General features: G+C 64.6%; 24 protein-coding genes. 11 read left to right on the top strand and 13 right to left on the bottom strand.

The genetic code is table 11. The features are described from left to right. Positions 1-1,575: an MBOAT family O-acyltransferase gene (locus tag K7H93_RS10185; protein WP_230783509.1), complete on the bottom strand. Its 1,575-nt coding sequence runs from the start codon at positions 1,573-1,575 to the stop codon at positions 1-3. 866 nt (positions 1,576-2,441) lie between these two features. On the opposite strand from K7H93_RS10185, the gene infA reads away from it, so the two are divergent. Further along, a complete protein-coding gene (infA, locus tag K7H93_RS10180) occupies positions 2,442-2,708 on the top strand; it encodes a translation initiation factor IF-1 (protein WP_010236168.1) in 267 nt (88 codons plus the stop codon). 343 nt (positions 2,709-3,051) lie between these two features. Here the strand turns inward: infA and K7H93_RS10175 are convergent, their stop codons facing one another. The 5 genes from K7H93_RS10175 to K7H93_RS10155 all read right to left on the bottom strand — a co-directional run bounded on the left by K7H93_RS10175 (position 3,052) and on the right by K7H93_RS10155 (position 7,683). Further along, the gene (locus tag K7H93_RS10175; RefSeq protein WP_010236169.1) at positions 3,052-4,104 is read right to left on the bottom strand and encodes a sigma factor; all 1,053 of its coding nucleotides are present in this window, start codon (positions 4,102-4,104) and stop codon (positions 3,052-3,054) included. Positions 4,105-4,380: 276 nt separating this feature from the next. Further along, positions 4,381-5,457, bottom strand: a complete 1,077-nt coding sequence (locus tag K7H93_RS10170) for a peptidoglycan-binding protein (protein WP_230783508.1) — start codon at positions 5,455-5,457, stop codon at positions 4,381-4,383. Positions 5,458-5,463: 6 nt separating this feature from the next. Continuing rightward, positions 5,464-5,916 (bottom strand): hypothetical protein, encoded by a 453-nt coding sequence (locus tag K7H93_RS10165; RefSeq protein ID WP_230783507.1) that lies wholly within the window; start codon positions 5,914-5,916, stop codon positions 5,464-5,466. Next, positions 5,913-7,241 (bottom strand): flagellar protein export ATPase FliI, encoded by a 1,329-nt coding sequence (gene fliI, locus K7H93_RS10160; protein WP_230783506.1) that lies wholly within the window; start codon positions 7,239-7,241, stop codon positions 5,913-5,915. The genes K7H93_RS10165 and fliI overlap by 4 nt, the downstream gene beginning before the upstream one ends. 10 nt (positions 7,242-7,251) lie before the next feature. Continuing rightward, the gene (locus K7H93_RS10155) at positions 7,252-7,683 is read right to left on the bottom strand and encodes a flagellar biosynthesis repressor FlbT (protein ID WP_010236178.1); all 432 of its coding nucleotides are present in this window, start codon (positions 7,681-7,683) and stop codon (positions 7,252-7,254) included. A gap of 157 nt (positions 7,684-7,840) precedes the next feature. On the opposite strand from K7H93_RS10155, the gene K7H93_RS10150 reads away from it, so the two are divergent. From K7H93_RS10150 to K7H93_RS10140, 3 genes are read left to right on the top strand one after another with little or no spacing between them, the layout of a single operon-like run. Continuing rightward, the gene (locus K7H93_RS10150; RefSeq protein ID WP_338080306.1) at positions 7,841-9,139 is read left to right on the top strand and encodes a flagellar hook protein FlgE; all 1,299 of its coding nucleotides are present in this window, start codon (positions 7,841-7,843) and stop codon (positions 9,137-9,139) included. Between the two features lie 26 nt (positions 9,140-9,165). Then, a complete protein-coding gene (locus K7H93_RS10145; RefSeq protein WP_230783505.1) occupies positions 9,166-11,262 on the top strand; it encodes a flagellar hook-associated protein FlgK in 2,097 nt (698 codons plus the stop codon). An 11-nt stretch (positions 11,263-11,273) separates the two neighbouring features. Then, on the top strand, positions 11,274-12,179 hold the full coding sequence (locus K7H93_RS10140) for a flagellin (protein ID WP_010236188.1): 906 nt from the start codon (positions 11,274-11,276) through the stop codon (positions 12,177-12,179). A gap of 61 nt (positions 12,180-12,240) precedes the next feature. Here K7H93_RS10140 and K7H93_RS10135 read toward each other — a convergent pair whose 3' ends face one another. Next, on the bottom strand, positions 12,241-14,109 hold the full coding sequence (locus K7H93_RS10135; protein WP_230783504.1) for a hypothetical protein: 1,869 nt from the start codon (positions 14,107-14,109) through the stop codon (positions 12,241-12,243). A gap of 7 nt (positions 14,110-14,116) precedes the next feature. Then, positions 14,117-14,452 (bottom strand): hypothetical protein, encoded by a 336-nt coding sequence (locus K7H93_RS10130; RefSeq protein ID WP_226662287.1) that lies wholly within the window; start codon positions 14,450-14,452, stop codon positions 14,117-14,119. Between K7H93_RS10130 and K7H93_RS10125 the strand changes: the two genes are divergently transcribed. After that, complete coding sequence (locus tag K7H93_RS10125) at positions 14,451-14,855, top strand: hypothetical protein (protein ID WP_010236196.1); 405 nt, start codon at positions 14,451-14,453, stop codon at positions 14,853-14,855. The genes K7H93_RS10130 and K7H93_RS10125 overlap by 2 nt on opposite strands. A gap of 46 nt (positions 14,856-14,901) precedes the next feature. Here the strand turns inward: K7H93_RS10125 and K7H93_RS10120 are convergent, their stop codons facing one another. The 4 genes from K7H93_RS10120 to K7H93_RS10105 are packed head-to-tail and all read right to left on the bottom strand — an operon-like array spanning position 14,902 to position 17,673. After that, positions 14,902-15,474, bottom strand: a complete 573-nt coding sequence (locus tag K7H93_RS10120; protein ID WP_230783503.1) for a MotE family protein — start codon at positions 15,472-15,474, stop codon at positions 14,902-14,904. Beyond that, a complete protein-coding gene (locus tag K7H93_RS10115; protein ID WP_230783502.1) occupies positions 15,471-16,106 on the bottom strand; it encodes a DUF6468 domain-containing protein in 636 nt (211 codons plus the stop codon). The genes K7H93_RS10120 and K7H93_RS10115 overlap by 4 nt, the downstream gene beginning before the upstream one ends. Next, positions 16,103-17,122 (bottom strand): flagellar motor switch protein FliM, encoded by a 1,020-nt coding sequence (fliM, locus tag K7H93_RS10110; protein WP_010236202.1) that lies wholly within the window; start codon positions 17,120-17,122, stop codon positions 16,103-16,105. Before fliM ends, K7H93_RS10115 begins: the two co-directional genes overlap by 4 nt. Continuing rightward, positions 17,122-17,673, bottom strand: coding sequence for a flagellar basal body-associated FliL family protein (locus K7H93_RS10105; RefSeq protein WP_230783501.1), 552 nt, complete (start codon positions 17,671-17,673; stop codon positions 17,122-17,124). The genes fliM and K7H93_RS10105 overlap by 1 nt, the downstream gene beginning before the upstream one ends. A gap of 134 nt (positions 17,674-17,807) precedes the next feature. Between K7H93_RS10105 and K7H93_RS10100 the strand changes: the two genes are divergently transcribed. The 6 genes from K7H93_RS10100 to K7H93_RS10075 all read left to right on the top strand — a co-directional run bounded on the left by K7H93_RS10100 (position 17,808) and on the right by K7H93_RS10075 (position 22,190). Then, complete coding sequence (locus K7H93_RS10100) at positions 17,808-18,554, top strand: flagellar hook basal-body protein (protein ID WP_230783500.1); 747 nt, start codon at positions 17,808-17,810, stop codon at positions 18,552-18,554. Between the two features lie 40 nt (positions 18,555-18,594). Continuing rightward, positions 18,595-19,380: a flagellar basal-body rod protein FlgG gene (gene flgG, locus K7H93_RS10095; RefSeq protein ID WP_010236210.1), complete on the top strand. Its 786-nt coding sequence runs from the start codon at positions 18,595-18,597 to the stop codon at positions 19,378-19,380. Then, entirely contained in the window at positions 19,380-19,850 is a 471-nt protein-coding gene (flgA, locus tag K7H93_RS10090; RefSeq protein WP_230783499.1) for a flagellar basal body P-ring formation chaperone FlgA, read from the top strand. Before flgG ends, flgA begins: the two co-directional genes overlap by 1 nt. Before the next feature lie 22 nt (positions 19,851-19,872). Continuing rightward, the gene (gene flgH / locus K7H93_RS10085) at positions 19,873-20,634 is read left to right on the top strand and encodes a flagellar basal body L-ring protein FlgH (protein WP_010236214.1); all 762 of its coding nucleotides are present in this window, start codon (positions 19,873-19,875) and stop codon (positions 20,632-20,634) included. A gap of 163 nt (positions 20,635-20,797) precedes the next feature. Beyond that, positions 20,798-21,625 carry a flagellin gene (locus K7H93_RS10080; protein WP_230783498.1) on the top strand — a complete coding sequence of 276 codons (828 nt, stop codon included), beginning with the start codon at positions 20,798-20,800 and terminating at the stop codon, positions 21,623-21,625. Positions 21,626-21,776: 151 nt separating this feature from the next. Then, positions 21,777-22,190 (top strand): hypothetical protein, encoded by a 414-nt coding sequence (locus K7H93_RS10075; RefSeq protein ID WP_230783497.1) that lies wholly within the window; start codon positions 21,777-21,779, stop codon positions 22,188-22,190. 341 nt (positions 22,191-22,531) lie between these two features. Here the strand turns inward: K7H93_RS10075 and K7H93_RS10070 are convergent, their stop codons facing one another. Continuing rightward, positions 22,532-23,197: a flagellar hook assembly protein FlgD gene (locus K7H93_RS10070; RefSeq protein WP_230783496.1), complete on the bottom strand. Its 666-nt coding sequence runs from the start codon at positions 23,195-23,197 to the stop codon at positions 22,532-22,534. Positions 23,198-23,203 lie beyond the last annotated feature (6 nt).

Raw genomic sequence — 23,203 nt, 5'->3', positions numbered from 1 at the left:
TCAGAATCCCAGATAGATGAACGGCGGAAGACGGCTGACGTAATAGAGCGTGGCGAGCAAGGCCCCCGCCATGATCCCGCCCCAGATTATGTTGGGGGCCCACTTGATCCGCGCCAGCAGGTTGCGGTTGGCCGGGTAGGTCCAGGTGAACAGCCCCGGCTTGTGATCGCGCGCCAGTTCGTAGGCATTGGGCAGGAACCAGCAGAAGCCGAGAATGGCGAAGACCAGCGCCAGCTCGCCGAAGTCGCGCAGGCCGACCCGATCGAGGGGGAGCGCCTGCTGGCCGAACATGGCGCCCACCATATGGCTCCAAGTGGTGACGCTTTCGGACCGGAACAGCGCGAAACACAGCACCATCGGCACGGTGAAGGCGACCCGGCCGATGATGTTGCGCGCGGTCTCGCTAGAGCGTGATTTCCATGTGCGCCAGGCCGACGTCTTCTTCGCCTCGGTCTCCAGCACGTACCACAACCCGTGCAGCAGGCCGAACAGCACGAAGGTCATCGTCGCGCCGTGCCACAGTGCGATCACCTCGAAATTGACCAGCAGCGGAAGCCAGATCAGCGGGAACCGGGCGAGCGGCTTCCACTTGATATGCCTCGCCGCGAACCGCGCGCCGAACAGCGACAGCGGCGTGTACATGAAAAGCGCGATCACGCGGGTCAGCGTGATGTGCCAGCGGCGATAGAAGTCGCCGATCGAGTTCGCTTTGAGCGGCGAGGCGAAGTTGATCGGCAGGATAATGCCGAGGATGCGCGCCGAGCCGAGCGCCATGTCGCTATAGCCCGAAAAGTCGAAATAGAGCTGCGCGTAATAGCCAAGCGCAGCGGTCCACGCGTCGATCAGATTGGGTTCGCCGCCCGCCGCAACCATGTCGAAGACAGGGTCGACATAGCGCGCGATATTGTCCGCGATAAGGACTTTCTTGAACAGGCCGACGATGATCAGAAACAGGCCGACTTCGATATTGATGCGCACCAGCCGCCCGAAATCGGCGCTGCGGACCTGCGGCGCGAATTCCTTCAGATAGACGATCGGGCCGATCACCAGTTGGGGAAAGAAGGCGATGAAGGCGGCGTAGCGCACGAAGCCGCGCGCCCGTCCGCGCGCGCCCCGCTCCGTCCCCAGATAGTCGATCACCTCGCGGTCGCGCCGATACGCGTCGAGCAGGAAGACCGCCTGCTGGAAGGTGTAGAAGGAAATGCCGACCGGAATCGCCACCAGCCCGGCGTTGAAGGCGGCCGAGCTTTCCGCGTAATTCAGGAAGAAGAACGAGTATTTGAACCAGATCAGCGCACCGAAATTGAACGCGATGCCAGCCCAGAAGATCGCCCTTCGCATCCCGCTTCTGTCGTCGCCCAGATGGATCAGCGACTGCGAGGCGGCCCAGTTCACCAGGATGCTCGCCAGCATCATGATCAGATAGTCGACGCCCCAGCCGACGTAGAATGCGCAAGAGGCGATGAACAGGAACGCGAGCGCCCACTCGACCCCGAAGCGCGAGCGTACGCCTGCGCACACGAAGGCGACTATCGGCAGGAACAGGAAGAGGTAGGCCGGGTCAGTAAACAGCACTGTCAGCAGCCTTTTCGAACCCCGGCGCGCCTCGCCAGCCCGGATGGGCCGGACCGGTGGAGGGAGGATGGGAGATCAACGCAAAGCACTCGCTTCCCCCCTCGCCTGCCCGCTGCGATCATCCAGCTTGCATCAGGCCGTCGGCGAAAAATCCCGCGCGCACCAGTAGATATGGCGGCGGATTCGTCAAGCTGCGCCGTAGCGGTCGCGCCCGGCGCGCGCAGGGGTCAAGTGACGCTGGTCTGCTCGAGCGAGACCTCGGAAAACGGGGGGAACGCCGAAAAAAAGAAGTCTTGCCGCGCAGCATAAGACCGAACGAATTTCCTGCCAATATGCGAGGCGATTCACCCTATCCTTCAGTCAACTCCTACTTATACATACCGCCTTTATTACCTTGCCTTCCTGTTTTTCCGTGGTACCGGCAGGTGCGCCGGATGATCCTGTCCTCCGCTTTCCGGAGGAAACATGGAAACTCGCCTCATAATTGCCTATTCGATTATCGCGCTTCTGATTTTATCGGCCGCGCTCGGCATCGTTGCCTACAGGCGCGATCGCAAACGCAAGCGCAAGGACCGCTGGCGCTAGGAAGCGAGCTTCGATCAAAACCCGCGTTGCTGAAGAGGCCGCCCGCCCCCAGGCCAGAAAAAATATTGCTGGCAGCCGCTCAAATGCAAAAGCCAATCCAGCGCCATTGTAATTTTTTCACTTACTGCTATATTGATCTTGCCTGACGTCGTTTGCGACGGATTGTTACCGCCGAGATACGCGCCTGAGCGCAAGTTCGGCACCAATTCCTTTTCACACACCACGGCTCCGTGACGGAATACGTCCGCACGGATGATTTTACGTACGCTAAGGACTATGGTTTGGCGAAAGAAGAGCTCATCACGATGGAAGGCGCGATCGACGAGATCCTGCCTGACGGACGTTTCGGCGTCACCCTCGATAATGAGCACCGCATCATCTGCTACACTGCTGGCAAGATGCGTCGCTATCGTATCCGATCGGTCGTTGGAGACCGCGTACATGTCGAAATGACGCCCTACGATCTGAGCAAAGGCCGGATCGTCTTCCGCGAGCGCACACCCGGGCAAGGGCCCGCCGGTGCGCGCAGCCGCGGTGGCAGGCGCTGACAATACCAGAAGGCGGCGGGAAAATATCCGCCGGACATACTTACAGATGAATATCTCGAATTCGCACGGCGCGCCTCGCGCCAAGCTTTCGCTGCGCTATGGTGCAGTCCATGCACGGGCACTCACGGGCCACGCGCCCGCCCCTGCGACAATCCCAACCCCCGAGCTACGAAAGATCGTAGCAACGATGGTCGACTGAGCCGGTGCGGTTTGCGCCACTGGCACCACGGGTGCTCGCATTGCGGGCATAATAAAAGGCCTCCGCCCTGTTCCAAGGGGCGGAGGCCTCTTTTGTTGAAAGGGTGAGCGTTAGGCCACTTCCTGGCATCCGGTGCCGCCGACGTCAGGCAGACAGCCCACCCGACTGGTGCCGCACCGGAGTGACCGAAGGACCGCGCACCGCACGCCGATCCGCAGCGGGCTCCGCCGGAACAGAAACGGTGATCGTCTGATTGTGCGGCTGGTTCATGGACGGCAGCATGCCGACAGGTGCCGCAGGAGTTGCCGGGCGTGTCGCCGTCGCCGGTTCGATCGCGACCCCGGCCTGCTCTGCCAGCATCGCGAAGCGGGGATCGGTCTGCACCAGTTGCGCCATGTGCTTGCCAGCGCGGCGCACGATCTGGCGGATCCGTTCACGGGTCAGGCTGTTATCGATGCTGAGCGCCAGCTTGGTATCGCCGGAGAACATGCTGCGCTCGATAATCGCACGATCGCGCTCCAGCCGTTCGTGCAGCTTTTCCAGCTCGACCGGGTCGGGGCCTGCCATGTGGGCACGAAAACTCGCCGGAAGATCGGGGCGGGATTCGCGGATGTCACGGGCGGGTCGACGGGTCCGGGCGCGCTTGCGCAACTGTTCGACGCCTGTCTTGCGCTCGGCTTCGATATAGGCGTCGACCAGCGCGATGCAGGCCTGATTGGCGAGATGTTCCGAGGCGGAGCTCTCGGTCCGCTCCAGCGCCGCTTCGTCTTCGATCAGCGCTTCGAGGCTGGTTTCTTCGCCATCGTCGCTGATAGACCCGGTGGTGAGAGCGATAGTCACCGCTTCCACCTTGCGGGCGGACGGCCGCTGATCGGTCATCAGGCGGAAGCGCAGGCTCTGCAGTTCGCCACGGATCTGCCAGTTGAGGAAGGTGGTGAACTTGGCCTTGGTCGGGTCATAGGCCTCGATCGCGCGGTGGACTGCAATCGCACAGACCTGCTCGGCGTCTTCATAATGAGCAGCCAGGCCGTATTGGCGAATGAAGTGCCGAATACGCGGCGCTGCGATCTTGAGAATTCTGATAAAAGCGCGATCGATATTTGCGCGCTGACGAGCGGACCCACGCGATCCGTCCGAATTCATGTTGGCGATAACTTCTGCTACCGCGACTTCCAGTGCTTCAGTACTTTTCGACATGAGTAAGCTCCCCTTACGTCAAATGCTGTCTTGTGACGATCAAGGGATAGTAGGCAGCCTATAAACGACCTCTTTCTTGGAGGTTCCGGTTTTCTCCTTTAAGGAACCATACCGAACTTGGCTTCAGTACTTTTACGGAAGGGCCACTACGGTCATGCCCGGACGGTTTCGGAGCCCCGCCTCGGGGCGCATCGCAGGCCACCGGGGTCGGCAGATTTCCCCGGAAAGTCAGGCATCCTGCGGGTTGTCGGCAGTCCGTCTGTCTGTCTGTCTGGATCAGCTGCTGGCCGCCTGCGGCAGGGCGGCAAACCGATCCGGCCTGATCTTGCGGGCGATGTAGCCGTTGAGCCAGTCACGGTGCGCCTGCGCGGCATCGCCGGTACGGGCGATCCGCTCGCGCGCCGATGCCGATCCGATCTGCGCCTTCAGTAAAACGGTGGCCCGACCCTCCGCCAATCCGCCCTTAAGGTAGCGGATCGCGTCTCCCGGCCCCAGATGGTGGCCGAGATAGGCAATCCGGGCGAGCGCCTGCGGATCGTCTCCAGTCCTGACGCCCGACCTGCGAATGGTCGCGATATTGGATGTGGCATAATCGGCGATGCTGTTGATCGACGCCGTCGCATCGTAACGCAGCGCGAGTAGCGATCCGCGCGCCGCGGGAGCGACGCGGCCGCTCTCGGTCAGCCACCCCTTCTGCCGTGCCACGTCATACAGCCAGGTGCCGGGCTTCTGGGCCATGCCGATCCATGTGCCGGAAAGGAACTGGCCCAGCCCCGCCGCGCTCGAACGCGGATTGCGCGACATCAGATTCCAGCTGCCATCCGGGCGTTTGGCCGCCTCTGCATCGACGATCGCGGCAAGCGTGGTCGCGGGCAGTCCGCTACGCTCGGCAGCCCTCTGCAAGGTCGCCGCGTAGCCGGAATTGGCCCCCAGGCTGCCCAGTGGGCCGCTGGCGGAACTCTCTTTGATGACGGGGCTGTAGGGCGACGGCGCATCGAAACCGAGGCCCGGCTTGGTCACCGCCGGAACGATCGGTTCGATGCTAATCTCGGGCTTGGCCACCGGGGGTCGAATGGAGTCGATCCCGATCCCCGGCTTCGCACCGGCTCCTTGCATGGCTTCGAAGGCCATCGCCAGCGCGCTGGCATCCTGACCGGTGCCGAACAGGTCCATCATCCCCATCGGGAGCCCCATGGGACCGTGGCGACACGGCCCCTGCGCGCCTGACTTATCGTCTTGCGCACTGCCGATGGCCGCCTGCCACAGGCGGTCGGTCATCTCGGAACGGGCCTGCGTATAGATGACGCGTGCCCGGTCCTGCGGGGAGAGCGATTCGAGTCCTACCTGCTGCATCGCACGTCACCGGGCCGTAAGCTGCGGAATGGTAGGCTTGGTCCGTGTGCGCGTGGCGGGAACCACGCGCGCCGCGCACAGATCGTCCGTTTCGCGCTGCTCGGCCCGCGATTGCTGCCGCCGATGGTCGTCTCGAAACGCCTCGGCGGCGTTTTCCAGCACGTGCTGCGAACCATAGGCGTCGACCGCCTCGCGCCGCAGGCGGCCGATTTCCTCCGATACGGCGACGCGCTGCGCCACCAGGTCCGCCTGCTGCGCCATCCTGCGCCGGACAAATGCCTCGGCAGACGAGGCCCAGCTCTGCGCGCAGACCTCGTACTCGCGCGCCAGCTCTTCCTCCAGCGCGCGGCTCTGCTGATCGATCTCCGTGAGCCGCGTGGTTTCCATGTGAATGGCGATGCGGGTGCGGTCGATTTCCCGCCGCCGCATGCGCAGGACGGTGTCGAAGGGCGTCTTCACTGCGAAGTCTCCGTCATCAGTTCGGCGAGCCGGGCGAAGCTGTGGGCCAGCGATCCGCGATCGTCCTTGCGCTGCTTCAGCAGGTCCTCGATCGCCGGCGCGAGGCGGATTGCTTCGTCCACCTCTGCATCCGAGCCGGACTTGTAGGCACCCAGCCGGACGAGCTCTTCCATGTCGGCATAATTGGACAGGTGCCGCAGCGCCGCGAGGCGCAGCCGGTTTTCTTCCTCCGCGTGGCAGTCGGGCAGCATGCGCGAGACCGATTTGAGGATGTCGATGGCGGGGAAGCGACCACGCTCGGCAATCTTGCGCGACATGACGATGTGACCATCCAGAATGCCGCGCACCGCATCGGCGATCGGTTCGTCGTGATCGTCGCCGTCGACCAGCACGCTGAACAGACCGGTGATCGATCCCTGACCGGGACCGCCGGGCCCCGCGCGTTCGAGCAGGCGCGGAAGTTCGGCGAAAACGGTGGGCGTATATCCCTTGGTCGCCGGGGGCTCGCCATTGGCAAGGCCGATCTCGCGCTGCGCCATGGCGAAGCGGGTGACCGAATCCATCAGGCACATCACGTCGCGGCCCGCATCACGGAAGTGCTCGGCGATGGCGAGGGTGGTCCACGCCGCCTGACGGCGCATGAGGGCCGGTGAATCGGAGGTCGCGACGACAACGACGCTGCGCGCCAAGCCTTCCGGCCCCAGATCGTCCTCGATGAATTCCTGAACTTCGCGGCCACGCTCGCCGATCAGGCCGATCACCGCGATGTCGGTTTCGACCCAGCGCGCCAGCATCGACAGCAGGGTCGACTTGCCGACGCCCGAGCCCGCAAACAGTCCCAGCCGCTGCCCCCGGCAAAGCGGCGCGAACAGGTCGAGCGAGCGCACTCCCGTTTCAAGCCTGCGCCCCACGCGGGTGCGGTTGGCAGCTGCCGGCGGGTCGGCCTTGAACAGGCGCGCTTCAGGGCCGACAGGAAGCGGTCCCTTGTCGTCCATCGGGCGACCAAGCCCGTCGACCACGCGGCCCAGCCACTGGTCGGTCGGTCGCAGCATCGACTGCCCTGGCATCAGGTCAACGCGGGTCCCAGTGGCAATCCCGTGCGGATCGTTGAACGACAGGCAATGCGCGGTCTGCCGGTCGAGCCCGGTGATCTCTGCATCCACGGTCCCGCCCTCGCACTCGATCGCTATGCGCGACCCGATGCGGGCGGAGCCGACCAACCCTTCGACCTCGATCAGCGCGCCGCGTACGGCGGCGACGGAGCCGAAGTGCCGATCGGGCGGAAACGCGCGGATTGCCCGCGCGGCGGATGCCAGCGTCTGCATGGCGAAAGGATCAGGCCGCGTTGGCCGCTTGGACGGTTTCGGCCTCTTCGACCGGGGCGAAACGGGCCAGCGCCTGGGTTTCGTAGGCGATCAGGGCGCGGCAATCGTTGAGCGCGCGATAGAAATCGCAATAGGCGACGCTGCGCGCGAACGACACGCAGTGCGCCTTTGCTTCGGGTGCTTCCACCGCTTCGACGAGATCCTCGAACAGCGAAAGGATGCGGCCCTGATACTGGGTCAGGTTGGCCGGATCGAGATAAGCCATCATGCACGCGAAATAGAGCCGGCGCGCCGGAGTGTTCGCTTCTGCGGGCGACATGACGTCGCGCCCGCGCAGGATTGCCGCAGCGTTTTCGACGACGATCTCTGCGCGACCGGTCGAGCGCAGCACCGCACCGTTGATGACGACCTTTTCGCCTTCGCGAAGAGTAATATGGAGCATCGCATGTCCCTTCTGATTGATGGGACCATTATAGAGGGGTGCGAGTGGTGCCGGGGCCGGGTCGGAAAAAATTGCCTGCTTTTGGGTTTGCCTATGCCGCTCTCCTACAATGCTCTTGTGACCGGGCGCGTGCCCGCCAAGCAGGAGTTGCAATTCAGTGAGCCTATATTCTGCCCTGTACGCCGGTGTGTCCGGCCTCGGTGCCCAATCGAGCGCGATGGCGACGGTTGCCGACAACATCACCAACATCAACACCGTGGGATACAAAGGCGCAGAGGCGGACTTTCGCACTCTCGTCACGGACGGACGCCTGAAGAGCAGCTATTCGGCTGGCGGCGTTGCGGCGGCACCCCGCGCGATGATTTCCAAGCAGGGGCTCCTCCAGGCAGCCTCCAGCCAGACCGATCTGGGCATCGACGGGGGCGGTTTCTTCGTCACCCGCACGGGCAGCGGCGCCGATAGCGGCATCGCATTCACCCGCGCCGGGGCTTTCCGCCCGGACGAGCAGGGCTATCTGCGCAATACTGGTGGCTATTTCCTGCAGGGCTGGCGGCTGGACACGACCGGCGGCTACACCAGCACCGGCGGCGTGAGCGAGCTGGAACCTGTCCGACTGAGCGGGCTGACCGGCACCGCCACGGCCACCACCCGCCTGACCGCTCGCATCAACCTGCAATCGACGCAGGAGCCGTTCACCGGTGCCTATGCCGCAGGCGATATGGCGACCGGCGCTCTGGAGCCGCATTTCTCTCGCACCTTCGAAATTTTCGATGCACAGGGTGGCGGCCATCAGGTAACGATGGGTTTCGTCAAGACCGGCCCCAACCAGTGGGTTTCAGAGATCTATGGCGACCCCGCCGATGTGACCGCGGCCAACGGCCTGCTGGCCAGCGGCAACGTCGCCTTCAACCCCGACGGCAGCCTCGATCTCGCCAACTCCTCGCCTGCCCTGTTCGGAACGCTCAACGTCTCCTGGGCCAACCAGGCCGGCTCCTCTCCGATCAACCTCAACCTTGGCAGTCAGGACGGGCTCGACGGTCTGACCCAGTTCGGCAGCAGCTCGGCGCTGATCGCATCCAGCACCGACGGCGGCATGCTTAACAATCTCGTCTCGGTGGAAGTCAGCAAGGACGGTATCGTCAGCGCCGTCTTCGACGATGGCACCTCGCGTCCGGTGTTCCAGCTGCCGATGGCGACCTTCGCCAATCCGGACGGTCTCTCGCGCCTGCCGGGCAATGCCTACACTGTCTCTCAGCAGTCGGGCAATGTCGCCATCGGGCGCCCGGGAGAGCTGGGCGGCGGCACGATTTCGGCCGGCACCCTGGAAGCATCCAACGTCGATCTGGCGCAGGAATTCACCAACATGATCCGCTTCCAGCGGGCCTACAGCGCATCGTCCAAGATCATCACCACGGTCGACGACATGCTCCAGGAAGTCAGCGCGCTCAAGCGCTAGAGCCTGGTCGGGCGAGGAACTGATTAATGTCGCTGAGCAATATCCTGGGAACGGCGGTGTCCGGCCTGTCGGCGTCGCAGGCCGGCATCAAATCGGTATCCAACAACATCGCCAACATCAGTACGCCGGGATACGCGCGCGAGCGCGTATCCCTCTCTACGGGTGTGACCCAGGGCCGTATCAACGGGGTCGTGATCGGCGAGCCCACCCGGATCGCCGACCGCTTTCTGGAGCAGACGGTATATCTTCGCGCGGGCGACATGGGCCGCGCAGAGGTGACCGCGAACTACATGGATCGCTTGCAGGCATTCCTGGGCGCACCGGGGGCCGAAAGCGGCGTGCCCGCGCGGCTCGACGCGATCAGTGCATCGGCGATCGCGCTGACGAGCGGACGAAGCGCGCCGCAGAACGCGGCGAGCTTCGTCGCCGAGGTGCAGGATGCCATCGGCTCCATCCGCCAGCTCGACGACGATATCCAGGTGCTGCGTGGCGATGTTGAATCGGAAGTCGGCTACTCGATTGAAACGGTCAACGACCTGCTCGAACGGATCCATGGCCTGAACGCTACTGTTGCGCAGCTTCGCGGTCTTGGCCGCAGCGCCGGCGGGGCCGAGGATCAGCGCATGTCCGCGCTCGAGGAATTGAGCGGACTGATGAAGGTATCCATCCGTGAGCAGCCCGATGGGCGGGTCAATATCGATTCCGCCACTGGTGCAGTTCTGCTCGACGGGCGACTTCGGAAATTGTCGTACCCCAGCCCCGGCGACGGGGTTGCGCAGCCGACCTACCCGGTGATCGATATCCGTTTCACCAACGAGGCGGGTGAGCCGACCACTGCGACGGGCGAGAAGCTCGATTCTTCTGCCATTGGCGGCAAGCTTGGCGGCCTGCTCGACCTGCGCGATCGTGCCTTGCCGGAATTCTCCGACCAGCTTGGTTCGCTGTTCGGCGGGCTTGCCGAAACCCTCAATTCGGTGTCCAACTCGGGCACCGCGGTCCCGCCTCCCAACCGGCTTGACGGCCGACCTACCGGGCTGATTGGCGGCGACCGCCTGGGGTTCACCGGACAGGCAACCTTCGCGGTAACCGACAAGAGCGGCATTCTCGTCGCGAGCACCACGGTCGATTTCGACGCACTGGGGCCACTGGCTACCGTCGACGATGCCATCGCCGCGATCAATGGTGGTCTGGCAGGCAATGCCACCGTTGCCCTGCAGGACGGGCGCCTGTCCTTCGTCGCCACAAGCGGCAGCAATGGGGTCGCGGTGGCGCAGGGCGATCCGCCAAGCGCGCGCGCGGGTAACGGCTTCTCGCATTATTTCGGCCTCAACGACGTGGTCCGTAGCGAGTCCGCAACGCTCGTCGCGCCGGGTTTCGTCGCCAGCGATCCGCACGGGTTCGGCGCCGGACAGTCCGCGCAGCTGGTGCTGCGCGATGCCACCGGCCGCTCTCTCGCGACCACGACGCTTACCGGCACGGTCGGCCCCACCATGGGCGATCTGGTCACCGAGCTGGGGCAGAGCCCGCTGGCAAAGTTCGGCAGTTTTGCGCTGGATGACCGGGGCCGCATATCCTTTACGCCCAGCCCGGGGGCCAGCGGTTCACTGCTTTCCATCCCCACGGATTCGACCGACCGCTTCGGCACCGGCGTATCCTTTACCGCGCTCTCCGGGCTGACCGGCGGTGCCAGCGGGCTGAACAAAGCAGGCGTGCGAAGCGACGTGCTGGCCAGCGGCGACCGGCTGCCGCTCTCCCGCCTGCGGACGGATGCCGCCGTTGGTGAGCCTGCGCTGGGCGGTGGCGACACGCGGGTTGCCGGTGCCCTTGTCGAAGCGCTGGGTAAGCCGATCGACTTCGGCAAGGCCGGGTCGGCGACGATCGAGCGTTTCTCCAGCCTGCTGATGGGCCGCGCCGGAACCCAGGCCGCGCGCGCGCAGGACATGCTGGTGGATGCCGCTGCGCGGCGCGACGACGCGATCAACCGGCGCGACAGCTTCTCCGGCGTCAATCTGGACGAGGAACTCTCGCAGATGGTGGTCCTCCAGAACAGCTATTCCGCCGCCGCGCGCGTCATGACGACCGCCACCCAAATGTACGACACTCTCCTCGATATGGTCCGCTGAAAGGACATCCAATGACCCGGGTTGCCACCATTCCGCTGCAACGCACGATGGCCGATGCCATCCAGCGCGCTCAGCAAAACCTCGCCAAGACGCAGACCTCGCTGTCGACCGGCAAGAAGGCGCAGGATTATGCGGGCCTGGGTACCGAAGCCGTGCGCACTATGTCGGCACGCTCGATGCTCGCCAAGCAGGAGGCGCAGGCGGTCGTCTCCAAGCACGTGACCACTTCGCTCGCGATCTACGATGCGCACGTCACCGGCCTCGACAACACCCTGATCGACCTGCGCACCCGCATGGCAACCGCGATCGGGACGGAAGATTCCTCGGGCCTGCAGGAAACGATAAAGGGCGCGTTCGAACAGTTCCGCAGCAGCCTCAACGCCAAGGAAGGCGGTATCCCACTATTCGGCGGCTCGCGCACCGATGTGCTGCCCTTCGCCCCCGAAAGCCTGGCCGACGTGGCCGCCACGCCGGCGTCCGACGCGTTCAGGAACGACGATGTGCGCGCCGTCGCGCATCTCTCCGAGGGCACTTCGGTAACATATGGCATTACGGCCAGCGATCTCGGTGCAGAAATCTACGAAGCGTTTCGCACTCTGGCGGCCGCCGGCCCGATCGGCGAACGGCTGACCGATGCACAGAAAACCGCCTTGCAGGACGCACTCGTGCAGATCGATACGGGCTCTGTCGGATTGCGCGCTGCGAATGCCGAAAACGGGCGCAAGCAGGCGCGCGTGGAAACGCTCGGCGAACGTGCCGAACAGCGATCGTTGGTCCTCAGCGACATCATCGCCGCGAACGAAGACGCGGATCTGGGCCAGGTCGCGGTCGATCTCGCGCAGCAGAAGGCGACGCTGGAGGCGAGCTATTCCGTCTTCGCACAGCTCAGCCAGCTCAATCTCACCAAGTACCTCTAGCCAAAGGCCAGCGACTACGCGCGGGGGATGCATGGCAAGCCATGCCGCCCCCGCGCGCTAGCTAGGATTTTTTGGTTTTGGTCTTTGCCTTGCGGGTTTCGCCCGCCAGCAGGTCGGCGAATTCGCCCGCCGGGCTCGCAGTCGGCATAGCGGCCATGGCCTGCGAAACTGCGGCAGGATTCAGATCTTCAACCGGACCTGTCAGCAGATCGAACGCGGCCGCAGTCGGCTTCCCGGCAAAGGCGGTGGCATAGCGCGCGCGCAAGCTTTGCAGGGACGTCTCGCGGCCCAGCATGGCGAGCGCGACAGCGCGCCGGAGGACGACGGTCTGCTCCACTTGGGTCAGGCCCCCGCTTTGCGAAGGTAACACTTCGTCCGAACCGGTCAGTGCCTGCCAGTTCTGGCGCCCCCATTCGATCTCGTCGCGAATGGCATCGCCTTGCGGCACCCCGTCGAGAACCGCCAGCGCCTCGTCGGTCCGTCCCAGCTTGTGCAGCGCGACCGCCTCTATCCGCAGACGTGCCCACAGCATCGGGTTGGGATAGATATTGCCATCGGTAGCGCGCAGCGCCCGCACGGCATCGGTCGGCTTGTCTGCCAGAATATAGAGTTTCGCCACCCGGACAGAGAGCGGGCCTTGCGCAACGTCCTTGGCCCGGGCCATCAGCTGATAGTCCAGCAGTTCCGCCGCGCGTTCATACAGCCCCTCGCCCTGCAGCCGATCGGCCAGTCGACTGACCAGCAGATCGCCGCCAGCCCCGCTCGGGCTGAGATCACGGTAATCCCAGAACAACCCCGCCGCCTCAGGCAGGGGTACCTTGCTATCCGGCGCAAGGATCGCCTGAAGCCGACCTTGCAGCACCTGCAGCATCTCACCGGTATCGACTGATACCGGATGATAGCGCAGGAGCGCCGCACCGGCGGCCAGCGCCGCACGGTCGTCATGCAGCTCTTCAGCCAGCGAAAATCGCAGCTTGAGCCCCCGTCGTTCGAGCGACCCGCCACGCCAGACGTAGCCGAGCCGTTCAAGCTGCTCGAGCGCCTTTCCCGGTTTGGCGCGGCGTTGCGCGACCAGCCCTTCGAGCAAAGAGATCCGCGCATCGATCTGCTGTTCTTGGGAGCCATTATCCGCAGCCCGGTCGAGCCTGAGCCGCGCCTGCTGCTCGCTGCCGAGCCTGAAGAGCGCGCGACCACGGATCAGATTGGCCTCGGGGTCTGCATCGGGGAGATATTTGAGCAAAGCGAGCGTACTACGCGGGCGTCCTTCATCGAGCGCGGCCTGCGCCGCGGCGAGCAGGAAGGATCCACCCTGCTGCGGAGTGCGCGAAGCGATAGCCCCCCGCGCGCAGGTCCACTCGCCGACCGCCTCGGCGGTCATGTCCAGCGCCGCCATCGCCCGCAGCCGCCAGGCACACGCTTCGGGGTTCTGCGCGAGCTGCTCGGTCGCCAACATATCGAGCGCGTCCATCGGCCGGTCGAGTTCCACCAGCGTGGCCCCGAGCGCAAGCCGGTGCGCCGGGACGAGCGAGAGATCGGGATCGTCCTTCGCCATCGTGACGAGCACGCCATAGGCCTCCGCCGCGCGGCCCTTGCCGATCAGGCTGCGCGCATAGCGCCACCGGGCCGCCTGGCGCGTCTGTTCGTTGCTGGCCGCGATCGCCTGCCACGCCTCGTGGTCGGACACGACCGGCCAGCCGTCGGCATCCCGAGCCAGCGGCTGGTTGGCCAGCGCGGCGGCGAAGCCGGGCAGCCGAACGCTCGGCATCGCGTCCCCGGTAGGCGCGTCGAGCGGGCCATCGCCCTGGGTGGCGGCGTCTGCCTCGGCCTGACCGTCGGCGGGTTTTTCATGGCCATGCGTGCCGTCTTCGGCAAATGCCGAAGCGGCCAACGCCAGCGTCAAGGTGGCAGACAGAGCTACGATTTTGCGCATGAATGTGTCAGCCGACCAGATGCGGCCAGGCGACGAGACCCGCGCCACCAACGGCGCAACCGGCGAGGAACAGAATTGCGGACAGGATCGAGAAGCGGCGAGCGGGCGCGACTTCGACCTCGGGCCGCTGTGCTTCTTCGATTGCCTGCTGCAGCGGCTGTGTGTCGGTGGGCGCATTTTGAGGCGCGCGCGCCGACCCGCCAGTGCTGACAAGCTTGATGCGGCTGGGTTTTTGGTCGTAGCTCATGTCCGCTCCGGTCGGGATATCCTCTATTATAGGGGAGAGACCGGCTTGCAGGCCGGCTGCAGCACCCCTTTTTCGAACAGATTGGCAGCGCGACATGAATAGCAAGAAACTCCTGCTGGGCGGCGCCCTCCTCGCTGCGGTGCCTGTTAGCAGCGCCTCGGGGGCAGGCGGCGGCGGCAAGGGTGCCGCCGAGGACCTGATCGATATGGAGGCGATCGCGGTGCCGATAGTCGATGGTGCCAAGCTTCAGGGTACCTTGCGATTCCGCATCGTGCTGGAGGCGCACGACGCCGAGGCGGCCAAGGAAATTGCCGCAGAGCTGCCGGGATTGCGTGCCGAAGCCCTCGCCACGGGGGCAGAGTTTTCCCGCCTGCGGGCGTCGCCATTCCTGGCGGTGGATGCGCAGCGGCTGTCGGACGAACTGACCGAAGCCCTGCACGCACGCTACGAAGGGATCGACAGGGTGCTGCTGGTAGAGGTGGCTGCCCGAACCTCCTGACCCTCAGCTTCCAGTTAACGTTATTGCTGCCGGGCGAGCGTTCAGCTCACCCGACGGGTTCGGACCTTACCCGTTTGGGCGGCGCAGGCCGCTTGCCCGCCAGCGCCATGCTCAGCCGCGCCGCAGCCGCCGGCGTCATCGCAGCGAGGATCTGCGCGGTCGAGCGCTCGCGCATCTTGCGCGCCACGGCGATCTGCACATCGATGTCCAGCTGTTCGAAAACCACCGCCGCCTGCTTCGGCTTCATCGACTGATAGATCCGCGCCAACTGATCGAGCGTCTCTGCCTCCTCGGCCGCCTTATCGGCTTTTGCGTCGGCCTTGGCCGCGGCCGCGCCATCGGTTTGGGGCCGCTGCTGCTGGTTCTGCAGATTGTCCTTCAGCCGCTTCTCCGACGCTCTGATCGCCTGTTCGCGCAGGTCGAGCGCACGTTCGCGCTCTTTGGCGGTCTGCCTTTTTTCGCTCAGTTCCGACTGGATGGCAGAGCCAAGCCGCGACTGCGACGCCTTGGCCGGTGCCTTCTCCTCGCCTGTGCCCGAGGCGCTGACGCCGTGGGCCAGCGTCGAGAGCGCGGCGGCACCTGCCATCAGCATCAGCAAAGAGGGGCGCTTGATGGTCATGCTGCTTCCTTAACACCGGCAGCACGCGTGGAGCTTTTGCGCGACGTGCGGGCCGGAGTCTTCTTGGTCGCCACAGCCTTCGCTGCGGTCGCGGTGGCGGCAGTGGGCTGCGCGGTGGTGGGCTTTGCGGAGGGTGTCTTCTCGCTCGGAGCTTTTGCACTTGGAGCGGTGGCGCTCGTGCTCGTAGCTCTCTTGGTCTTCGCATCTGCGGCCTTGGTCGCCTTGGGCGTATCGGCCTTGGACTGCGTCGGCTTGGTGCTGCGCGTGCGCGCCGGACGGGTCGCCTTGGCCACCTTGGCCGCTTTGGTTTCCTGAGCCGAGCCAACGGAGGCGGCCTCGATCAGGCGCTCCGCCATCGCATTGGCAATGCCGATCATGAGATGGAGCTCTTCGCGCACCTCGCGCGCATCGCCCAGCGCGCGCGCATGGGCCGTCCCTTCGATCGACAGTGTCTGCTTCAGCTCCGAAAGCACGCCCTGCGCCTTCGCCGTGGCCGTATCGAGAGCGCCAACGGTACGATCGAGCTGGCCCTCGCGAACCTGCTTGAGGCTGCGCATCATCCGTACGCTCTGGATGAGCACCGCGATGCAGAAGAGGACCGTGATGACATTGGTGAAGACGGTGAAGCTCATTGCGATTGACCCTGTTTGATGGTGTCGACGATGCCGATGGCGACGTGATTGCGCTGGCGACCGATCTGCGCCCGTGCCAGCGGCACGCCCCCGCAGCAGACCTCGAACGGGTCGTCCGGCGTCACGTCGAAGGGGATCGTCTGGCCGATTTCCAGCGAGTGAACGTCGGCGAGCCGCATCTCCCGTTCGCCAAGGACGGTGTAGATTTCGACCTCGGTCCGGAGAATCTCGTTGCGCATGTGATCGCGCCAGGTGTTATCGCCGCCAAGCTTTTCACCCATGAAGCGCTGCGACAGCTTGCCGCGCACCGGCTCCAGCGTGGCGAAGGGGAGCAGAATGGTGAAGTTGCCGCCCCGCCCGTCCATATCGACGGCGAAGGTTGCGGCCGATGCGACGTTGGTGGGGCCTGCGATCGCCGCAAAACGCGGGCTGGTCTCGATCCGTTCGAGCTCCATCGTAATCGGCGCGATCGGTTCGAATGCGGTGCTGAATTCGCGCAGCACCAGCTCGATCATCTTCGATACCAGCGTCGTCTCGATCGTGGTGAAGGCGCGCCCCTCGATCTTGCGCGGGGCAGCGCCCTTGCGTCCGCCCAGCAGCGCATCGACCACGGCATAGATCAGGTTCGCCTCGATCGTGACCAGACCGTAGTCCTGCCACGCAGGCACCTTGAATACGGCGATCATGCAAGGCAGCGGAACGCGGTTCATGAAGTCGCCGAAGCGGACCGAGGCAATATCGTCGAGCGAGACCTCGATCGCGTCCGAAGTAAGGTTGCGCATGCTGGTGGCGAAGGAACGGACCATGCGTTCGCACACCACCTCCAGCATCGGCAGCCGGGCATGGCTGACGACGCGGGATTCGATCACTGCGCGCAGGCCGCTCTTTTGTGGCAGGTCCGAGCTGGAATCGCCGAACAGCGCATCGATGCTGGCCTGGTCGAACGTCGCCCCCTCCGGCATGTCCATTGCCGGGGGATCGGGAAGGTCGAACTCTTCGAAATCGTCGTCGGTCATCACTGCTGGACCATGTCCTGAATAAGAACGTCGGCGACCACGCCCTCGCCCACCGTGTCCGCTGCGCGCAAAATGAGTTCTTCCTTGAGCCGGTAGACCGCCGCCGATCCGGCCAGATCTTCCGGGCGCAGTTCGCGCAGGAACGGCTGGTAGCGATCGATGATCATCGGCAGGTTCTCTTCGATCGTCGTAGCATCCTCGGGCGAGCCCGGTGCCAGCATGATACGCAGCTTCAGGAACCGGGCCTGGCCATCATTGGTGCGCAGGTTGACCATGAGCGGGGCGACTTCGACCAGCCCGCTCCCGCCCTCTTCGCCGTGGCCACCACCCGATTTTTCGCCGTGGCCCGCATCCTTCTTGGCTTCCTTGCCCGAATGATCGCCGGACTCCTTGGCCTCGGCATCGCCGCCGCCGCCCATAAGAAAGGCCCCGGCACCACCGCCGACCAGCAGCACAGCGCCCGCCGCGGCAATGATCTTTTTCTTCTTGGAAAAGCGCGGCGGCTTTGCGCCCTCTTCAGGCTTGGCCTCGTCCTGCGTCTCGGTGGTCATGGCTCGAATGCCTTTCTTTACCAAAAGCCGGCGGTCGAAACGTCGGCGGTGATTTTCTCCTATTATAGGATCGTCACCCGGCAAGATTTGCCCAGTGGCGATTTTCGAAGCAGTTTTTTCGGAGCGGCAAGCCGATGGATATTTCCTCATACGTTCTGCTCAGCCAGGAACAGGCGCTGAGGCGACGGATGGACATCGTCGCCAATAATCTGGCCAACACCTCGACCGTCGGCTTTCGCCGCGAACAGCCGATGTTCCGCGAATATGTGGAGCGCGCGGACGAGGCGATCATCGACGATGCGAAGCCGACCTCTTTCGTGCTCGACTTCCGCGCGATCCACGACATGACGCCCGGCGCGTTCCAGCCGACCGGCAATCCGCTCGACGTGATGATCGAGGGGCCGGGCTATCTCGCGGTCGAACTGCCCGATGGGGCAGGCACGGCCTATACGCGGGCGGGCTTCGTCAGTATTCTGGAAACCGGCGAACTTGCCACCGCAGGCGGGCAGCGTCTGCTCGACGAAGGCGGGCAGCCGATCGTGGTGCCCCCGGAAGAGGCCGGCCGCGTCTCGATCGCCGCCGATGGCAGCGTGATGGGCGCCGGTGGGCCGCTCGGCCGACTGGCAGTCACCGTATTCGACGACGAGAGCGGCCTCGTCCCCACGGGCGACGGACTCTATTCCGGCGCGCAGGGCCGCGTGCTCCCCGCCGAGGAAACCAAGTTGCGCAGCGGCGGGGTCGAGGGGTCGAACGTCCAGCCGATCGTGGAAACGACCGCCATGATCGACATCCTGCGCAAATACCAGAGCAGCGTGCGCATGGCCGAAAGCCTCAACGACATGCGCAAGCGCGCGCTCGACCGGCTCGGCCGCGTCGGCTGATCGCCCTCACCCAGACAATATCGAAGAAGGACAGAAAATCATGCGTTCGCTCTCGATCGCCGGCACCGGCATGCTTGCTCAGCAGACCAATGTCGACGTCATCTCCAACAACATCGCCAATATGAACACCACCGGGTTCAAGCGTCAGCGCGCCCAGTTCCAGGATCTGCTCTATCAGCAGGTCTCGCGCCCCGGTGCCTCTTCCGCCGGACCCGAGGCGCGGGCACCCACGGGCATCCAGATTGGCGCAGGCGTGCGCACCGGCGGCGTCTATCGCATCGCCGAACAGGGCGCGCTGGTCCAGACCGACAACCGCTTCGACCTGGCGATTCAGGGCCTTGGCTATTTCCAGGTCCAGATGCCGACCGGCGAGATCGGCTATACCCGCGACGGCACCTTCCAGCTGTCCGACCAGGGCGAGCTGGTCACCTCGCAGGGCCTCGTCGTGGAGCCGGGAATCACCATTCCCCAGGGCGCGGTCGATGTCGCGGTGTCGCGCACGGGCGAGGTCCAGATCAAGATCGCCGGCGAGACCGAGATGCAGACCGTCGGCCAGATCGAACTCGCCACCTTCGTCAACGAAGCCGGGCTGGAAGCCAAGGGCGACAACCTGTTCCTCGCCACCGCAGCCTCGGGCGAGCCGACCATCGCCGCGCCGGGCGAGCCCGGCTTCGGCAGCGTGGCGCAGGGTTTCGTCGAAGCCTCCAACGTCAATCCGGTCGCGGAAATCACCGCACTCATCACCGCACAGCGCGCCTATGAGATGAACAGCCGGGTGGTGAAGACCGCCGACGAAATGCTCGGCACGACGAGCCAGCTGCGCTGATGGCCCGGCGTTTCTTTCTCACCGCCCCGCTGCTCGCCGGGCTGGCGCTGCTGCCATGCGGCGCGCTCCATGCACAGAGCACGGGCGATGGCGTGGTGGCAGACGTTCTCACCCGCCCGATCCAGCGCGGCGACCTGCTGTCGGAGCGCGACTTCGCGCCCGAGGAAGTCACCGCCGCGCAGGCGCGGGGAAGCCTCGCCGCGCAGCAGGCGGCAGGCATGGAGGCGCGGCGCACGCTGCGCGCGGGAATGCCGGTGCGCGCGAGCGACCTCGCCGAACCGCGGCTCGTCAAGCGGGGCGAGACGGTCAAGATCAGCGTGCGCGAAGGCGCGTTGACGATCACCGCCATGGGCCGCGCGCTGGCCGATGCCGCGCTGGGCGAGCAGGTGCGCGTCTTCAGCGAAGCCACCAACCAGACGCTTCAGGGTGTCGTCGAAGGCGCCGGCACCGTTCGTGTGCTCGCCCCCTGAGCCACAAGCCAAGGAAACTCAGATGAAAAAAGTCGTTACGATCGCCGTTACGGCGTCGCTGCTGTCGGGTTGCGGCACGATCGATCGCCTCAAGAATGTCGGCAAGGCACCGTCCATGTCGCCGGTAGAGGCCTACACCACCCCTGCTTACGAGCCGTCCATCGCAAGCACGGACCCAGTCCGGATGCGTGGAACCGTGCCGACCGCGCCCGCTCCGCAAGCTCCTGCCCAAGCTCAGGCCCCCAACGCCTCGCTGTTTCGCGCCGGCGCTGGCGAACTGTTTCAGGATCAGCGCGCCTCGCGCGTGGGCGACATCCTGACGGTCGAGATCAACATCGCCGACAAGGCCGAGTTCGGCAATTCGACCTCGCGCTCTCGCAGTGGCTCGGAAAGCATGGGTATCGGCGCCCTGCTCGGCCTGCAGGACCTCCTCCCCGGCAATCCTGCACAGGCGGTCGATGCAACGTCGAACTCGGCCTCGGGCGGTCAGGGGAGCACCACCCGCAGCGAGACGATCAACATGACGATGGCGGCGATCGTCACCGACGTGCTGCCCAACGGCAATCTGGTGATCCGCGGACGGCAGGAGATGCGCGTCAATTTCGAGCTGCGCGAACTGATCGTGACCGGCATCGTGCGACCGCAGGACATCGCCAAGGGCAACACCATCCAGCACGGCAAGATCGCCGAGGCGCGGATCAGCTATGGCGGACGCGGCCAGCTAACCGATGTGCAGCAGGCGCGCTGGGGCCAGCAGATCTACGAAGCGCTGTTCCCGTTCTGAGACGGCGGCGCGGAACGGCAAAAATATCTGCCGATCCGCTTGGGATGGGGTGCCATTTCTTTCCAGAATGAAAGGCGCACCGCAGTTTTTGTTGTGCGTCGTGGCCAGCGCTTCTGGCCGGGACCGCAGAATGCGGTTCGCCTATCCAAGAAGGAAATGAAAAATGGCGTTCTCAGTCAATACCAACACCGGCGCGATGGCTGCTCTGCAGAGCCTGAACCAGACCAACAAGGGTCTGTCGCAGGTTCAGAGCCGTATCAACACCGGCCTGAACGTCGCATCGACCAAGGACGATTCGGCATCGTTCACGATTGCACAGTCTCTCCGCGGCGACGTGGGTGGTCTCTCGGCGGTCAATTCCTCGCTCAACCGGGGTAAGAGCACCGTCGATGTGGCGATTGCGGGTGCGGAGCAGATCTCCGACGTCCTCAATCAGATGAAGGCCAAGGCTATTCAGGCGGCAGATGACGGCCTGGATGCTGAAAGCCGTACCGCGATCAACGCCGACTACACGGCTCTGAAGGAGCAGATCACCACGATCATCGCTTCGTCGGAGTTCAACGGCACGAACGTTCTGAAGGATGACGCGACCTCGACCGGCAAGGTTTCCGCGCTGCAGTCGCTCGATACGACGAGCACGATCGGCGTGGCCAACCAGGCCTTCGATACCAACGTCACCACCGCCCTTGGTACCGGCCTCGGCACCAAAGCCGATGCCGATACTGCACTGACCGAAATCGCCACCGTGACCGCCACGGTGACGTCGACGCTGAGCACTCTGGGTTCGGCTTCGCGCAAGATCGAAGGGCAGCTGTCGTTCAACAGCAAGCTGTCCGACGTGATCGAGAGCGGTATCGGCAACCTCGTCGATGCCGATCTGGCCAAGGAATCGGCCAAGCTGCAGGCCCTGCAGGTCAAGCAGCAGCTGGGTGTCCAGGCTCTGTCGATCGCCAACCAGGCGCCGCAGACGATCACTTCGCTCTTCCGTTAATCGGTCGACGAAGTCTTTCCCCTTCCGGGGGGAAGGCCACCTGGGGCCGGGCGCAAGTCCGGCCCCTTTTGTTTTCCCGTCGCGCGATGCATGAAGCGCCGCCGACGCTGCCGAATGCGGCAGCAAGAACATCAGGCAGGTATCAGTACCCTTGGCGACGAACTTTCCCCGCATTCGCGAAATTGCCGATCCCTACGGGGAAGTCGTGCGGATCAGCGTAGAGCCCCATCCCGGTGGGGCCTTGATTCTGATAGATCGACCCAATGCCCCGCAGTCGGGCCAGGTCATGCTCGATGCCTACGGCGCGGATATCCTGCTCGGCTACATCATGTCGGCCCGCCTTGCCGTGCCGGGCACCATGCCCGAAGAAGAGATCGGGGGCGCCTTTCCGACCCGCTTCCAGCTGGAGCCCGAGCCTGAGGCAGCGGTGATCATCGACCAGCTCAATGCTGATGAACCGCTCAGGATCGTCCTGGCATTGTGGGATCGCGTATACGCCGAGCTGTGCATAGTCTGCGCGCATGCGCGCGAGCTGGGCCGGAGGCGGCAGTCCTACCTTCACTGACTGCGAGGCGTCTGTCGCGGGGCAGCCCAGGTTGCTGTCGAACAAGGTCGATCCGGGGCCCAGATCTCAGACTTGCACAGGGTCAGCGCGGCCACGGGCACGGGCGAACGAGCGGCGCAAAATTGCACGCGGTCATCGCCCGGCAATCCGGTGGCATTGTCTGCAAAAGAATGAAAAAATTGACCTCCGGGGCGGGCGAGAGACGGAACCGCATCTCTACGCCGCAAGAGGGAGGTGGAGAGTGCCCCGGAAGTCAGGCCTGGCAGAGGGAGACTGGGAAACTGCCGACCTTGTTACATTATAGAGGATTGCGCGGGCGCAGGGACGCGCTCGCACAATCTTTATTGACCTGCGACCACCCGAGCCAGCACGGAGGCAGGGAAGTTCAGGCCGTTGATGCCCAGCAACACCGCGCCATTGCGCGTCACCACCTCGTCGATGACACCGGTGCTGCGAACGCCCACCGGCACGTCCTGCCCTGCGCCGTCGACCGCACTGAGCGAGAGCGTATAGGCCCCCTCCGAGGCCGAGCCACCGCCGGTAAGCGAACCATCCCACACAAAATTGCCAGCGGTCGCCGGATCGAGTTCGCGCGTTTCGACCACGCTTCCGCGCGCATCGGTAATGGTCGCGGTCAGGCTCTGGATCGGGCGATCGGCAGACCAGGCCCACTGCGCGGGCGTTTCCCCAGAGAGGCCGGCGGTGCTGCTGTCGAGTTCCGCGCGCTGGCCCAGGAAGTTCGCCGACTGGGCGATATCCTGTGTCGAAAGCGCAGAGAGAATATCCTTTAGCGCGGCGGTCTGCTGGATCGACTGCTCGACCTGCGAATACTGCGTCAACTGCTGGGTATATTCGGAGGTTTCCATCGGATCGAGCGGATCCTGGTTCTGCATCTGCGTGGTCAGCAGTTTCAGGAACATGTCGAAATTGGCGTTCAGTTCGGCTCCCGCCGCACCGCCGGCGCCATTGCCCTGCACGCCGGACGTCATCGAGGAAATTACTGTCATGTCTTG

It is taken from the genome of Citromicrobium bathyomarinum (genome assembly GCF_021021475.1).
In the GTDB taxonomy this organism is placed as follows: Bacteria; Pseudomonadota; Alphaproteobacteria; order Sphingomonadales; family Sphingomonadaceae; genus Alteriqipengyuania; species Alteriqipengyuania bathyomarina.
The sequence above is the reverse complement of the archived record's forward strand: the minus strand, read 5'-3'. Positions and strand labels throughout refer to the sequence as shown.